The following is a 15,356-nucleotide window of genomic DNA, read 5'->3' as shown; positions in this document are numbered from 1 at the left end:
AGCCTATGCGCAAAAAAGGACTCATATTGATTAGCTTTCTCTCATAGATGAAAGTGAATCCATATGGGTCTTTTTTTATTTTTATTTTTCTAAAAGGTCAGACATCTTACGTATGACATAAAACCTCGTTCTTTTATTTTTAGTAATATAACGAGCGTTTTATGTACAAACTTTATACGAACTTCTGAAAGGGGCAACTACATGCAATATGTAATGAGCATTATCGGTATTCTTGCCGTGTTAGGTTTATGTTTTGCTTTGTCAAACAACAAAAGTAAAATCAACTTCCGTGCAATTGCAATTATGATTGGTTTCCAAATTTTAATCGGTTGGTTTATGTTTGCTACAAAGGTTGGTCAACAAATCATTATTTTCATTAGTAAAGTTTTCAACAAACTAATTAAACTTGGTACGACAGGTGTCGATTTTCTCTTTAATGGAATTCACAGAGATTTTGTCTTTTTCTTAAACGTATTATTAATTATCGTATTTTTCTCAGCACTACTTTCAATCTTTAGTTATTTAGGTGTTTTACCATTCATCGTTCGCGTTGTCGGCGGTGCTATTTCAAAAATTACTGGTTTACCACGCGTTGAATCATTCCACGCAGTAAACTCTGTATTCTTCGGTTCAAGTGAAGCGTTAATCGTTATTAAAAACGATTTACAGCATTTCAATAAAAATCGTATGTTTATCATTTGTTGTTCTGCGATGAGCTCCGTTTCTGCTTCTGTTACAGCATCATACGTAATGATGTTAGATGCAAAATACGTACTAGCAGCTCTTCCGCTAAACTTATTCTCAAGCTTAATCGTTTGTTCGTTATTAACACCAGTTGATACGAAAAAAGAAGATGAAGTGATTCAAAAATTTGATAGAACTCTATTCGGAGACAGCTTTATCGGCGCAATGATTAACGGTGCGCTTGATGGTTTAAAAGTAGCTGGTATCGTTGCCGCATTAATGATCGCCTTTATCGGTGTAATGGAAGTTGTAAACTACGTAATTAGTGCAGCTTCAGGCGCAATGGGACATGCTGTTACTTTACAACAAATCTTCGGTTATATACTTTCTCCATTCGCATTCTTAATGGGTATTCCAACTCAAGATATTATCCCAGCCGGTGGTATTATGGGTACAAAGATTGTTTTAAATGAGTTTGTAGCAATCCTTGATTTAAAAGACACAGCTACAACATTAGCTCCACGTACAGTTGGAATCGTTACAGTATTCTTAATTAGCTTCGCAAGTATTAGCCAAATTGGTGCAATCGTTGGTACAATCCGTGCCCTTTCTGAAAAACAAGGAAGCGTTGTTTCTAAATTTGGTTGGAAAATGCTATTTGCATCAACACTTGCTTCTATTTTATCTGCGACAATCGCTGGATTGTTTATTTAATAAAAAATCACCTTACTTTAACGAGTAAGGTGATTTTTTTGATTCTTTATGAAATCGAGTGAAATTCAACTGCTTCTTCTGTATTGATAATCCTATCTTTATATATACCTTTTATTGAAATGTAAATGATAGATTTGTTTATGTTTTTTAACTTTCCTAATGAAAAATGATAAAGTAATCCATCGCTTTTTAAAGTCCACATCTTCCCACTCCATGGACCAGTAGCTTTTTGTTCATCCGACGCCTTTATTTCACCTTCATATTCGCATTCTCCTAAAGGAGTTTTAATTATATTCTTCTCTGTATCAATTCGAATATTTTTAATTAGCTTCAAATTTTCATCAGAGAGAATTTGAATTTCATGATCTTTCTGTTTAAAAAAGAGTTTTCCGTCTTTGGTATTTACATATTCTGCATTATTCATTTTATCTATCATAAAATCATATTCTTCTTTTGTAATACCTAAGTTTTGATGATAAGGAAACGTTTTTTTCGGTATAATTTCTTCTTCGGCATACTTCAAATACCAATCTAAATTATTTGTAATACTATCGCTCATTTTATTTCCTATTTTCTCTAATTTCTCTTTTATCTCATAAGGAAATTCTAGTGTCATAATATCCGCCGTCACTTCCGCATTCATAAGATGCGATGGAATATACTCTTCCACACTATTCGCTTTACTCACTTCACTTTGACAACCAACTATAAATAGCGATATGAAAAAGATATATATTATTTTTTTATATTTCATTTCTATTCTCCACTCCATACATTATTCTTACTTAGTTTTATAGCGGTTTTTATTATAGTATAAAATCTTTATATTTTAATAAAATCCATATCTGTATGCAAAATTGCATATTAATAAGTCTTCTTCTTACTTTAAAATTAGCTTAAATCACTTTCCAAATTATACAAATAACAAGTTTAAAATGTTATAATTTTCAAAAAAACCATTGGAGGATATTATGAAAGCCCACGCAATTTTCGATTTCTTACATTTACTAGTCTTAACGCTGAAAAGCTATTATGTATGGGGAATGCCTATCTATGTCTTCATTATTCCTCTTATCTTTGTAGTCGGTTATATTATTATTAATTCTAATAAGAAACAAAAAAATACATCTATTCAAAATCACTAATCTATTACCTTAATAGCCTCCTAAAAATCATATTCCCCTCATTTTCTTCAAATGATATGATGAACAAGGGTATATCCCCACCACTCTTATAGCGGTGGGGATTTTAATGTCAATATGCAACATACTACACAATAGAAGGTGATTTTCATGAGAAAATACGCAGCAATTGCTTTATGTACGTCTGCCATTCTAACAGGCTGTAATACTAACAATGTAAGTCCAGAACCTAAAAAAGAGAAAACGGCTCAAGGGATTAAGAAACAAGAAGAGACTGTGCAAAAACAAGGTAAAATCTCATATAATGCAGTTACACACGAATCTACAAACACAAGTATTCATATTACAGACATAAAAGATTCTTTAAATGAAGTACAATATAAAATTTGGCGCACAGCTGATGGCAAGGAACGTGCTAAATCTTTTTCTTCTAAAGAAAAAGAGAAACAATTCACACTTCCTTTTGATATAAAGGAATTTGAAGGAAAACGCGGTGAGTTCCAAATTGAAGCAACAGGAATGAAAGAAGATGGGAAAACAATCCCGCTTACGAAATCTACTATTACTTTCGAACAAAAGGTTCCTGTTCTTATGTATCACGCAATTGATGATTATCATGGTCAAGGTATTAAAGACTTATTCGTCTCACCAGCTAACTTTGAAGCACAAATGAAACATTTAAAGGACAATGGTTATACGCTGTTAACGTTTGAACGCTGGGGCGATATAAATAAAGTAAATAAACCGATTTTCGTTACATTTGATGACGGTATGAAAAATAATATGAATGCATTTCGCGTTTTACAAAAGCTAAAAGATGATACTTTTAAACCGGCAGCAACAGAATATATGATTGTTGATAACGTTGATGTAGAAGGTGCCCTTTCTACTTCTGAAATAAAAGAAATGGTTGATTCCGGCATTTTCTCAGTACAATCTCATACTGCAACACATGCAGACTTACCGAAAATTACAAACTATGAGGAAGAGTTAAAAGGTTCAAAAGAAAAGCTAGAAAAAATAACAGGTAAGCCTGTTATCGCGATTGCTTATCCATTCGGTCATGTAGATGATAAGGTTGTTGCAGAAACGAAGAAGTATTATCAATTTGCGACAACGACAAAACCTGGGCAATTCATTACGAAGGGTGAACCTGATGAATTGTTAAAGATGAAGCGCGTTCGTATACACCATACAACGACTGTAGAGCAGTTTGCTTCTTCAATTAAGTAAATGTAAGAGCTCAATACATTTTGAGCTCTCTTTTTACTTTATATTTATATATATTTTTAGAATTTTCTTGTATTATATATAGTAAGAAATCTTTCAAATTAAAGGAGATTATACATATGTCATTTGAACAAACGTTAGAGAAATATGCTGCTCTTGCAGTTAATGTTGGTGTTAATATTCAACCTGGACAAACTTTATCAATTAGTGCACCTCTTGAAGCTGTACAATTTGTACGCCTCGTTACAGAGAAAGCATATAAATCTGGTGCAAAACACGTATATGTGGATTGGAATGATGAGACGTTAACACGCTTAAAGTTCGATCTAGCTCCTGAAGAAGCTTTCTCTGAATTCCCTTCTTGGAAAGCACATGCTCGTGAAGAATTAGCAAAAGAAGGCGCTGCATTTATGTCTATCTATGCAGAAAACCCTGATTTATTAAAAGGTGTAGAAGCAACACGTATCGCAACAGCTCATAAAGTAGCTGGAGAAGCGATGAAAGTATACCGTGATTACGTACAAGCCGATAAAGTAAGCTGGTGTGTAATTTCTGTTCCTACGAAAGAATGGGCTGCGAAAGTATTCCCTGACGTAGCGCCAGAAGAACAAGAAGCAAAGTTATGGGATGCTATTTTCAAAGCTACTCGTGCTGATTTAGAAAATCCTGTAGAAGCATGGAAAGAACATGATGAAACATTACATACAAAAGTGGATTACTTAAACGAAAAGCATTATAAAGCTCTTCACTATACAGGTCCTGGAACAGATTTAACAATCGAACTTCCAGAAAAACATGTATGGGCTGGTGCTGGTAGCTTAAATGAAAAGAACGTACCATTTATGGCTAATATTCCAACTGAAGAAGTATTTACAATGCCACTTAAAACAGGTGTAAACGGCCAAGTTTCTAGTACAAAACCGTTAGCATTTGCAGGTAATATTATCGATAATTTCACGTTAACATTTGAAAACGGACGTATCGTAGACTATAAAGCTGAAGCTGGTGAAGAAGCTTTAAAACATTTAGTAGAAACAGATGAAGGTTCTCACTTCTTAGGAGAAGTAGCTTTAGTACCTCATGACTCACCAATTTCAAACACAAATGTTTTATTCTACAATACACTATTTGACGAAAATGCATCTTGCCACCTTGCAATCGGAAATGCTTATGCATTTAACTTAGTTGGCGGAAAAACAATGTCTAAAGAAGAACTTGCTGAAAACGGCGCAAACGCTAGTATCACACACAACGACTTCATGATTGGATCAGCTGAGCTTGATATTGACGGTATTACAGCTGACGGCAGACATGAGCCTATCTTCCGTAAAGGTAACTGGGCGTTTTAATAAAGTGAAACTTTAATTAGCCCTCACCAATTGGGCTTTTACGGGCAGCCCGATCCCCCACCTAACTTCTTTGCTTTCGCTGAATTTTGAGGTGAGGGTCTTACTGCCCGGAAAATAGCGGGATAAAAGTAAAAGGCTATCTTCCACACAGGAAGATAGCCTTTTATGATGCTGATGATACTTTAAGCCCAATTACTCCTAATACGATAAAGAGAATACAAAATGCTTGGAATAAGCTAATATGCTCTTTAAAAAAATACACACTAATGATTGTAATAAGTAACGTTCCAACGCCAGACCAAATGGCATAAGCAATACTTAAATGAATCTTTTTAACGACGATAGCAAACACGCTGAAACAAATTCCATAAAATACGAAAATAAGTACACTTGGAACGAGCTTTGTTAAACCATTTGATAGTTTCATTGCGATTGTTCCAGCTACTTCAAAAATAATTGTAACAAGTAATAATAGCCAATATACCATACTAGAATCTCCTTCTCTGTTACCTTATAGAGATTCTAGTATACTACTTATAGTCCTAATGAAATATATTTAATTTCTAAATATTCCTCGATGCCGAAATGGCCTCCTTCACGGCCGATACCACTTTCTTTAAATCCACCGAATGGTGCTTGTGCAACTGATGGAAGACCATCGTTTAGACCAATAATACCGTACTCTAGCGCTTCACTAATTTGGAATGCTTGGCTAATGTCTTTCGTGAAAATATACGCAGCTAAACCATATGGTGTATTATTTGCACGTTCAATTACTTCATCAACTGTTTTAAATTTCGCAACTGGTGCCACTGGCCCAAATGTTTCTTCATTCATACAAAGCATCGTATCATTTGCCAACCCAATTACAGTCGGTTGAATGAAATGTCCCTCTAACTCTGCGACCTTTTGACCACCATATAAAACTGTTCCACCTTTTTGAATAGCATCTTCAATATGTTCTTGTACTTTTGAAACTGCATTCTCATCAATAAGTGGCCCGACAGTCGTTCCGTCACCGAAACCGTCTCCTACTTTCAACTGCCCTACTGCCTTTTGGAACTTCTCTACAAATACTTCGTATACTTCTTCTTGAACGAATACTCGGTTTGTACATATACACGTTTGTCCTGCATTACGGAATTTCGAACCAATCACCGCTTCTACTGCTTTATCTAAATCTGCATCATTCATTACGATAAACGGAGCGTGTCCCCCTAACTCAAGCGAAACTTTTTTCATCGTTTGCGCCGCACTAGCCATTAACTCTTTCCCGATTTCCGTTGACCCTGTAAAGGACACTTTTCGAACGCGACCATCTTCCATCCATGTATCAGCAATTGCTTTTGCACTACCTGTTACGATATTGATTACGCCCTTTGGAATATCTGCTTCATGAGCTAATTCAGCTAATTTCAATGCAGTTAATGGCGTTTGACTTGCCGGTTTCACAACGGTTGTACAGCCTGCTGCAAGCGCTGGGGCTACCTTTCTCGTAATCATAGCAGCTGGGAAGTTCCAAGGTGTAATAGCTGCCATAACGCCAACTGGTTGCTTCATAACTAAAATGCGCTTATTCGGATGAGAAGCAGGAATCATTTCACCATATACGCGTTTCCCCTCTTCTGCATACCATTCAACAAAACTGTTTGCATAATTTACTTCACCAAGCGCTTCTGCAAACGGCTTTCCTTGTTCCTTCGTCATAATCGCTGCGATCTCTTCTTTATTTTCATCAATAAGCGTAAACCACTTTTTTAACTTCGTGGCACGATCTGCTGCCGTTAACTTAGACCACGTTTTAAAAGCTTCATGTGCAGCATCAACAGCTTGCTTTGCCTCTGTTACTCCGCCTTTTGGTACAGTTGCAAATATTTCCTTCGTCGCAGGATTATTTACTTCAATTTGTTCTTGTAGTGTAATCCACTCACCATTTATATACATCGCCTTTTTATCTATACTTACGAAAGTCGCCTTTTTATCCAATGTTTTCTTCCTCCTCTATGAACTTCTTAATTTTCCTAGTAGCAGCAGATTGACTAATTTGCAAAAACTCAGCCACTTTATAACTTGATCCATACGTTTTATACGCTTTAAGAATAATATTTCTCTCTACCTCTTCCAGCATTTTATAAAGGCTTTGCCCCGATTGTTCAACTGCAGCCTCTTGCATAGAGAGTGGCAAATCCTGTACCGTTACAACATCATCGACAGTAATAACAATTCTCTCAATTACATTCTCTATTTCTCTATTGTTTCCTTCCCACGGATATCCAACAAACATTTGTAACGTACTCGGCGCTAGTTTCACATCACGTCCGTACTTTTTATTAAAGTGCTGCAAGTAATGATAAATAAGCGGCAAAATATCTTCTGTTCTCTCCCTAAGCGGGGGAATTGCAATTGGAATGACATTCAGACGATAGTATAAATCTTTCCGAAATGTTCCTTGTTTCACCATCTCGCTTAAATCTCTATTTGTTGCCGCCACAATTCGAACATCCACTTTTTTTAATTCTCTTCCGCCTATAGGACGAAATGTTTTTTCTTGCAATACTTGCAAAAGCTTCGCTTGAATTTCAATCGGCATTTCACCGATTTCATCTAAAAAAAGAGTTCCTTTATGCGCGGATTCTAATAGTCCCTTTTTCCCTTCACGATTCGCACCTGTAAAAGATCCACCTGAATATCCAAAAAGCTCCGATTCAATTAAATTAGTTGGCAATGCCGCACAATTAATTTCATAGAAACTTTCATTCTTACGGTGACTCACTTCATGTAAATGGCGTACTAATCGACTTTTTCCTACTCCAGTCTCGCCTAAAACGAGAACAGTACTATCCACTACAGATACTTTTTTGATTGTATCGACTATTTTTTGCATAGCTAGACTTTTAAAAATAAGTCCTTCATGCTCATATGTTTCTCTTAATTCTTTTTTATATGTTTTTAGCTGATTATCCATTTCCTCTACCTTTTGACGTAATTGATAGAGTTCAGTAAGGTCCCGAGAATAACTAATCACTCTTCTTAAATTTCCCTCATCATCAAAAACAGGCCTTGTACGAACGTGTAAATACTCTCCTGATTTTGTAGTTTGAACGAGTTCAATTGGCCTCTTTTTTTCAATCACTTCTAATGTCGCTGATGGATAAAAGATTCCATCCTTTTGTAGTTCTTTTACATGCTTACCAACTAACTCTTCTGCAGCTAGTTGATAGTGCCTTTCACATGTACTATTTACACGTACAACGATCCCTTGCTCATCTGTAACAAAAATTTCGTCAAACGCATATTCAAATACATCTTTTAAATCCATTAACACTCGTTCCTTTTCTGCAACCATCCTAGCCCCCCCTAACTTCAAATCCATCGATCCACTTCACTACCTTTATTATAAAGTGAATTTTCTGCATTTAATATAGAGTCAGCTAGAATGTTTGCTATTTATACTTCAGTTTTTAAACGCGAGCGATGTTTGTTTGCTCATAACAAGCTTGCAATGATTCTTCAATTATTGTTAAACCTTCTTCAAGTTGCTCATCTGTAATAACTAAAGGCATTAACACACGGATAACATTTCCATATGTTCCTGCTGATAATAAAAGTAACCCACGCTTATTTGCTTCTGCACATAGATTAGCCGTTAACGTTTTGTCAGGTGCTTTCGTCTTACGATCTTGAACGACCTCAAATGCACACATTGCTCCTAACCCACGCACATCACCGATGCAATGATATTTATTTTTCATCTCTTCGAATCGGTTCATTACGACTTTCCCTAATTCTATCGCTCTATCATTTAATTTCTCATTTTCTATTACATCGAGAACAGCTAATGCAGCCGCACATCCTAATGGACTTCCTGCATACGTTCCACCCAGTTCACCGGGTGCAGACTCATTCATAATTTCTTTACGTCCAATGACACCACTTATCGGTACACCAGCCCCTAATGATTTAGACACTGTAATTAAATCTGGAACGACATCATAATGATCAATTGCAAAATATTTTCCTGTACGACTAAAGCCTGTTTGTATTTCATCCGCTACAAATAAGATGCCATTCTCTGAACAAATGCGGCGTACTTCTTGAACAAATTTCTTACTTGGGACGATAAATCCACCTTCCCCTTGAACAGGTTCCATTACAACAGCTGCAATTGTTTCTGGCGCTACTTCCGATATGAAGAAGTTCTTAAACTCTTCAATAATAAAATCATCATACTGCTCTTCCGTTAATCCCTCTGGGCGACGGTATTCGTATGGGAATGGCGCTTTATATACTTCTGGAGCAAAGGGACCAAACCCAAATTTATATGGCTTCACTTTACTTGTCATCGTCATTGTCATTAATGTACGCCCGTGGAAACCCTTAGAAAATGCGATAATACCAGGTCTCTTCGTATATTTACGAGCAATTTTCACCGCGTTCTCAACTGCTTCTGCACCACTATTTAAAAAGAGGACTTGCTTATCGAAACTTCCTGGTGCCAATGCCGCAAGCTTTTCCGCTAATTCAATATATGGCTCATACATCATGACATTAAATCCAGTATGAATGTATTGATCGACTTGTTTATGGAGCGCTTCTTTAACCGTTGGATGACAATGTCCTACGTTAATTGTCCCGATTGCTCCTGCAAAATCAATGTACTGATTGCCATCAACATCTGTTACAAGAGCACCATTTGCAGATTGTACAAACGTTGGGATGCCGTTACTTACTCCTTTTGGTACTATATTTTGACGGCGTTCTAATAAAGATGCCGCTTTCGGTCCTGGAATTTGTTCATTTACTTTAGCAAATTTTTTCGTGTTCATTGCGTACCCCATCCTTTTCTTTACATTGTTTTCTCTTTTTATTGCAAAATGTATGCCAACTTTCTTTTCTAGCATTTATCCTATATTCTTTGTATCCAGGCACAAAAATAAGTCTATAAAGACTCATTAAGAGTCTTTATAGACTTATTTTCCTTACACATTAGACTTTTCTTTCTCCCAGAAAAACTCACCCGATTGAGAAATAAACTCCCCAACAGAATCTAACACTAAATCAGCAAGTGGTTCTAATGTTGGACGGTCTCCCGTACCAGATAGCACCCCAATTGCATAGCAATCGCCATTTTTGGCTAAATGTAAATCAGTTGGCGTATCTCCAACAACCGCAACCTCACATGATTCTAAATTAAATTTCTCACAAAACACTTCTATAATCTTTTTATCTGGTTTTTGCGCCGGGAATGTATCCGAGGCTATAATATAATCAAAAAAGTTTTCCAACTTATATTGTTTTAAAAATAATTCTGTCGGTGCAAAATCGTCCGCCGTGACAACCCCTAATATAAATCCTTTATCTTTTAATGCCTGTAACACTTTCGGTAAATCCGCTGTCATTTTCATATGCGAACGATACTCATACATAAGGGAAAATAACTTCTCACTTACCCACTGATGCATCTCTTCTTCTCTAGCAGACTCAATATAATTACAAAGCCCCTTCGCTACATCAAGGCTTGTTCCAGCAGCTATTGCACTCCTCGGATTAACAAATGCTCCCTCTACACCAATCTCTTCTAATAAGGTCTGCCCTATTGTACTTGGTAAATGATATAAACTTATACATTCAGCTACAAGTTCTTCAGCTACTTTTATCCAGATTGAATGAAAATCCATTAATGTCCCATCTTTATCAAATAGTATTGCTTTTACCTTCTCCATAGCACCCTACCTCTCGTTTCTTATCTCCTCCAGTGTATCAATAAAATATGGATGTAAAATAAAAGAATTGTAAAAATACCATAAAAATCAAACTAACTCCCAATTTACAATTCGTTTTAACAAAGTAAAAAAGGATGCCTTTACAGGGCATCCTCTTGATGTTCAGGAACAAATAGTTCTAAACAATGATATATATTTTCGAATTCCATCGGTGCATCTCCACCGTACTCACCATCTAAATTAATCATTAGTTTATCTGGTGAATGTACTTTAATTCGGTTCGCTTGTGTATATAACACTTTTGGGTTGTTAATATGTTCACCACGTTGTGCTTGTGTTGCTGCTTTAATCAAATCAGCGATAGAACCTTTTTTCAGTACTAACAGGTCGAATAACCCATCGTTAATAGATGCATACGGTGCTACCTTTTCAAATCCACCTACTGAACGAGTATTCGTAATTAAAAACATCGTAATTTCTTCTTGTAGTAATTTTCCATCATACTCAATTTCAACATATGTTGGATGTAATGATGGTAACATCTCAATACCTTTTAGGTAATAAGCAAGTTGTCCTAATACTGTCTTTAACTTACTCGGTACTTCGTATGTTAATTCTGTAATACGACCGCCACCAGCGATGTTAATAAAGTATGTATCGTTCGCTCTACCAAGGTCTAATGGCACTGTTTTTCCTTCGCAAATAATATCTGCTGCCTCTTCAATAGAACGAGGTACACCAATCGCACGTGCAAAGTCATTTGTCGTTCCAACTGGAATAATTCCAAATTTCGGACGGAATTCATGTCCAACTAAACCGTTTACTACTTCATTTAATGTACCGTCGCCACCAGCGGCAATAACAACATCAAACTTACGATCCGCAGCTTGCCTCGCCGCCACAGTAGCGTCTCCAGGGCCCGTTGTCGCATGACAAGATGTCTCATAGCCAGCTTGTTCTAATTTTTGTAATACTTCTGGTAAGCTCTTCTTAAATAGCTCACGCCCAGAAGTAGGATTATAAATAATTCTTGCTCGCTTCATCATTTATTAGCACAGGAAATTTCTTTATGTATCGAAAAAGAACATACCGAACTTCTATTCAGTATTCCCATGCCTACCTCCTCTCATCTTGCTATCCTTCTTTTATCCCGCTCAAACAGGCAGTAAGAACCCGATTCGTGTAGTCCATCAAAAGTAAATATTCATTTCAATGGTTTTGTTTTATTTAACCAAAAAATTTATCCCGCTATTTGCGGGCAGTAAATGCCCGATTGGTGTGGGCTAATAATCAGCTTTGGATGAACCTCCTACTGATTAAAGTTTCACTTTATTTCTATCCATTCTTCCATAAAAATTTACATATAACGAATAATAACTATCTATTATTTCATGAGATGAAAAAAACCTCTATGTTTAGATTTATCATTATTCCCACCTTTTTGCAACTATCATACCATAGTTGCTATACAAACATTTTTCCACTTTTGACAGTTAATCAAACGTTTGTTTAAACGATTTTGTCTCATTTAAACAAACGTTTGATTAACCTAGAAAAACACCCATGTACGGGTGTTTTTCTGCTTAATCTTTAAAAGTCACTACTATTATCGCTTATTAATCTCTTCAAGTAAGATTTTGTTAACAAGCGGTGGATTGGCTTGTCCTTTTGTAGCTTTCATAATTTGACCAACTAAGAAGCCAATTGCACGGTCTTTACCGTTTTTAAAGTCTTCGATAGATTGCTCATTATTATCAAGAATTTCTGTTACAACTTTACGAAGTGTACCCTCGTCAGAAATTTGAACAAGACCTTTCGCTTTAACGATTTCTTCTGGGTCTCCACCTTTTTCAATTAATTCATTAAATACTTTCTTCGCGATTTTAGAAGAAATTGTACCTTTTTCAATTAATTGAACCATTTTAGATAAACCAGCAGGCGTTAATGCAACGTCTTTTAATTCTTTTTGTTGTTTGTTTAAGTATGCAAGTACTTCACCCATTAACCAGTTCGATGTTAATTTCGCATCAGCACCGCCTGCAACAGTTGCTTCAAAGAAATCAGACATTTCTTTCGTTAATGTTAATACGTGTGCATCATAAGCTGGTAAGCCAATTTCTGCAACGTAGCGAGCTTTACGCGCATCTGGAAGTTCTGGAATAGAGGCACGAACTGCTTCTTTCCACTCATCGTCGATGTAAAGTTCAACTAAGTCTGGCTCCGGGAAATAACGGTAATCGTCAGATCCTTCTTTCACACGCATTAAGATTGTTTTCTTCGTTGCTTCATCATAACGACGTGTTTCTTGTTGGATGATACCACCAGATAACAGTTCTTTTTCTTGGCGCACTTGCTCATGCTCAAGACCTTTTTGTACGTAAGTGAATGAGTTTAAGTTTTTCAGTTCCGCTTTTGTACCGAACTTCTCTTGTCCAACTGGACGAAGAGAAATGTTCGCATCACAACGCAAGGAACCTTCTTCCATCTTACAATCAGATACACCAGTGTATTGAATGATTGATTTTAACTTCTCTAAGTATGCATATGCTTCTTCTGGCGTACGCATATCTGGCTCAGATACGATCTCGATTAAAGGCATACCTTGACGGTTGTAGTCTACTAATGAACCATCAGCTGTATGCGTTGATTTACCAGCATCTTCTTCTAAATGAAGACGTGTAATACCGATACGTTTCTTTTTACCGTCTACTTCGATTTCAATCCAACCATTTTCACCAATTGGCTTATCAAATTGAGAGATTTGGTAAGCTTTCGGGTTATCTGGATAGAAATAGTTTTTACGGTCAAACTTTGTTTCCGTTGCGATTTCACAGTTTAATGCCATTGCAGCTTTCATTGCAAAGTTAACTGCTTCTTTATTTAAAGTAGGAAGCACCCCTGGGTATCCTAAGTCAATTACACTTGTTTGTGTATTTGGCTCCGCTCCGAATTCTGTTGGACTCGCAGAGAAAATTTTCGAATTTGTTTTTAACTCAACGTGAACCTCTAAACCAATAATTGTTTCTAAATTCATCTATGCTCGCCTCCTTACAGACTTGCTTTTTTTGTATGATAGTCTGTTGCTTGCTCAAACGCATGTGCAACGCGGTAAATTGTCGCTTCATCGAAGTGTTTACCAATGATTTGTAGACCAAGTGGCATGTTGTTAGCACCAAATCCACATGGAACTGAAATCGCTGGAACACCCGCTAAGTTTACTGGGATTGTTAAAATGTCATTTGCATACATTGTCATTGGATCGTCAACTTTTTCTCCCACTTTAAATGCCGGAGTTGGTGTTGTTGGTCCAATAATAACATCATAGTTAGCAAATACATTTTCAAAGTCGTTCTTAATTAATGTACGTACTTGTTGTGCTTTTTTGTAATATGCATCATAGTAACCAGAGCTAAGAGCAAATGTACCAAGCATAATACGACGTTTAACTTCATCACCGAAACCTTCACTACGTGTGTTTTTGTAAAGATCTAATAAGTTATTTACATTATCAGAACGAACACCGTAACGCACGCCATCAAAGCGTGAAAGGTTAGCAGATGCTTCAGAAGAAGATAGTAAGTAATACGTTGCTAGAGCGTATTTAGAGTGCGGAAGAGATACTTCCTCCCAAGTTGCGCCCATACCTTCTAATACTTTTAAAGCAGCTAGTACTGACTCACGAGCTTCTTCGCCAACACCTTCGCCTAAGTATTCTTTCGGTACAGCAATGCGTAAACCTTTAACATCGCCTGTTAAACCAGCTAAATAGTTTCCAACTTCAACATTTGCAGAAGTTGCATCCATGCGGTCAATACCTGAAATAGCTTGTAATAAGTATGCATTGTCTTCTACTGTACGTGTAATCGGTCCGATTTGGTCAAGTGAAGATGCGAATGCTACTAATCCGTAACGAGATACGCGTCCGTAAGTTGGTTTTAAACCTACAACACCGCAATATGCAGCTGGCTGACGGATAGAACCACCCGTATCAGAACCTAGAGAGAATAGTACTTCTCCTGCTGCTACAGCTGCTGCAGAACCACCACTAGATCCGCCCGGAACGTAATCTAAGTTCCATGGATTTTTCGTAGCGTAGAATCCTGAGTTTTCATTTGAAGAACCCATTGCGAACTCGTCCATGTTTAATTTACCGATTGTAATTGTGTCAGCAGCTTTTAGCTTTTGCACAACTGTCGCATCATAAATTGGATCGAAGTTTGCTAACATTTTGCTCGCACAAGTTGTACGAAGACCGTTAGTTACAATGTTATCTTTTACACCAATTGGCATACCGAATAATAAACCATTATCTTCAGCACCAATCTTTGCATCTAATTCTTTCGCTTTCGCGCGTGCATTTTCTTCATCTAATGTAAGAAAAGCTTTTACGTTATCTTCAACATCCGCAATACGTTTGTAAGATTCTTCTACTAAATCCGTAACGGAAATTTCTTTGTTGTTTAATTTCTTATGTAACTCTGATACCGAATGATCAAATAATGACATCGAAATTC

13 protein-coding genes are annotated in these 15,356 nt (G+C 36.6%); 4 read left to right on the top strand and 9 right to left on the bottom strand.

Going from position 1 to position 15,356, the window contains the following annotated elements:
• The first annotated feature begins 201 nt into the window (after positions 1-201).
• Entirely contained in the window at positions 202-1,398 is a 1,197-nt protein-coding gene (locus AC241_RS01920) for a NupC/NupG family nucleoside CNT transporter (RefSeq protein ID WP_016083714.1), read from the top strand.
• 46 nt (positions 1,399-1,444) lie between these two features.
• Here AC241_RS01920 and AC241_RS01915 read toward each other — a convergent pair whose 3' ends face one another.
• Positions 1,445-2,152 (bottom strand): hypothetical protein, encoded by a 708-nt coding sequence (locus AC241_RS01915; RefSeq protein ID WP_043937493.1) that lies wholly within the window; start codon positions 2,150-2,152, stop codon positions 1,445-1,447.
• A 217-nt stretch (positions 2,153-2,369) separates the two neighbouring features.
• On the opposite strand from AC241_RS01915, the gene AC241_RS34590 reads away from it, so the two are divergent.
• The 3 genes from AC241_RS34590 to AC241_RS01905 all read left to right on the top strand — a co-directional run bounded on the left by AC241_RS34590 (position 2,370) and on the right by AC241_RS01905 (position 5,119).
• On the top strand, positions 2,370-2,543 hold the full coding sequence (locus AC241_RS34590; protein WP_196303426.1) for a hypothetical protein: 174 nt from the start codon (positions 2,370-2,372) through the stop codon (positions 2,541-2,543).
• 147 nt (positions 2,544-2,690) lie between these two features.
• Positions 2,691-3,773, top strand: a complete 1,083-nt coding sequence (locus tag AC241_RS01910) for a polysaccharide deacetylase family protein (protein ID WP_050842441.1) — start codon at positions 2,691-2,693, stop codon at positions 3,771-3,773.
• 116 nt (positions 3,774-3,889) lie between these two features.
• Complete coding sequence (locus AC241_RS01905; RefSeq protein WP_050842439.1) at positions 3,890-5,119, top strand: aminopeptidase; 1,230 nt, start codon at positions 3,890-3,892, stop codon at positions 5,117-5,119.
• Between the two features lie 163 nt (positions 5,120-5,282).
• Here the strand turns inward: AC241_RS01905 and AC241_RS01900 are convergent, their stop codons facing one another.
• The 8 genes from AC241_RS01900 to gatA all read right to left on the bottom strand — a co-directional run bounded on the left by AC241_RS01900 (position 5,283) and on the right by gatA (position 15,348).
• Complete coding sequence (locus AC241_RS01900; protein WP_000263262.1) at positions 5,283-5,606, bottom strand: DMT family transporter; 324 nt, start codon at positions 5,604-5,606, stop codon at positions 5,283-5,285.
• A 47-nt stretch (positions 5,607-5,653) separates the two neighbouring features.
• Complete coding sequence (gene gabD / locus AC241_RS01895) at positions 5,654-7,105, bottom strand: NADP-dependent succinate-semialdehyde dehydrogenase (protein WP_029441477.1); 1,452 nt, start codon at positions 7,103-7,105, stop codon at positions 5,654-5,656.
• Positions 7,098-8,465, bottom strand: coding sequence for a sigma-54 interaction domain-containing protein (locus AC241_RS01890; RefSeq protein WP_050842437.1), 1,368 nt, complete (start codon positions 8,463-8,465; stop codon positions 7,098-7,100). Before AC241_RS01890 ends, gabD begins: the two co-directional genes overlap by 8 nt.
• A 115-nt stretch (positions 8,466-8,580) precedes the next feature.
• The gene (gabT, locus tag AC241_RS01885; RefSeq protein WP_001093019.1) at positions 8,581-9,945 is read right to left on the bottom strand and encodes a 4-aminobutyrate--2-oxoglutarate transaminase; all 1,365 of its coding nucleotides are present in this window, start codon (positions 9,943-9,945) and stop codon (positions 8,581-8,583) included.
• Between the two features lie 153 nt (positions 9,946-10,098).
• The gene (locus AC241_RS01880) at positions 10,099-10,842 is read right to left on the bottom strand and encodes an HAD family hydrolase (RefSeq protein WP_050842435.1); all 744 of its coding nucleotides are present in this window, start codon (positions 10,840-10,842) and stop codon (positions 10,099-10,101) included.
• A gap of 140 nt (positions 10,843-10,982) precedes the next feature.
• Positions 10,983-11,888: a diacylglycerol kinase gene (locus tag AC241_RS01875; RefSeq protein ID WP_000977679.1), complete on the bottom strand. Its 906-nt coding sequence runs from the start codon at positions 11,886-11,888 to the stop codon at positions 10,983-10,985.
• A 560-nt stretch (positions 11,889-12,448) separates the two neighbouring features.
• Positions 12,449-13,876, bottom strand: a complete 1,428-nt coding sequence (gene gatB / locus AC241_RS01870) for an Asp-tRNA(Asn)/Glu-tRNA(Gln) amidotransferase subunit GatB (protein WP_016083720.1) — start codon at positions 13,874-13,876, stop codon at positions 12,449-12,451.
• 14 nt (positions 13,877-13,890) lie between these two features.
• Positions 13,891-15,348 (bottom strand): Asp-tRNA(Asn)/Glu-tRNA(Gln) amidotransferase subunit GatA, encoded by a 1,458-nt coding sequence (gatA, locus tag AC241_RS01865; RefSeq protein ID WP_000051441.1) that lies wholly within the window; start codon positions 15,346-15,348, stop codon positions 13,891-13,893.
• Positions 15,349-15,356: the final 8 nt, after the last annotated feature.

Origin of the sequence: Bacillus thuringiensis, assembly GCF_001182785.1 — a bacterium.
Taxonomy (GTDB): Bacteria; Bacillota; Bacilli; order Bacillales; family Bacillaceae_G; genus Bacillus_A; species Bacillus_A thuringiensis_S.
The sequence above is the reverse complement of the archived record's forward strand: the minus strand, read 5'-3'. Positions and strand labels throughout refer to the sequence as shown.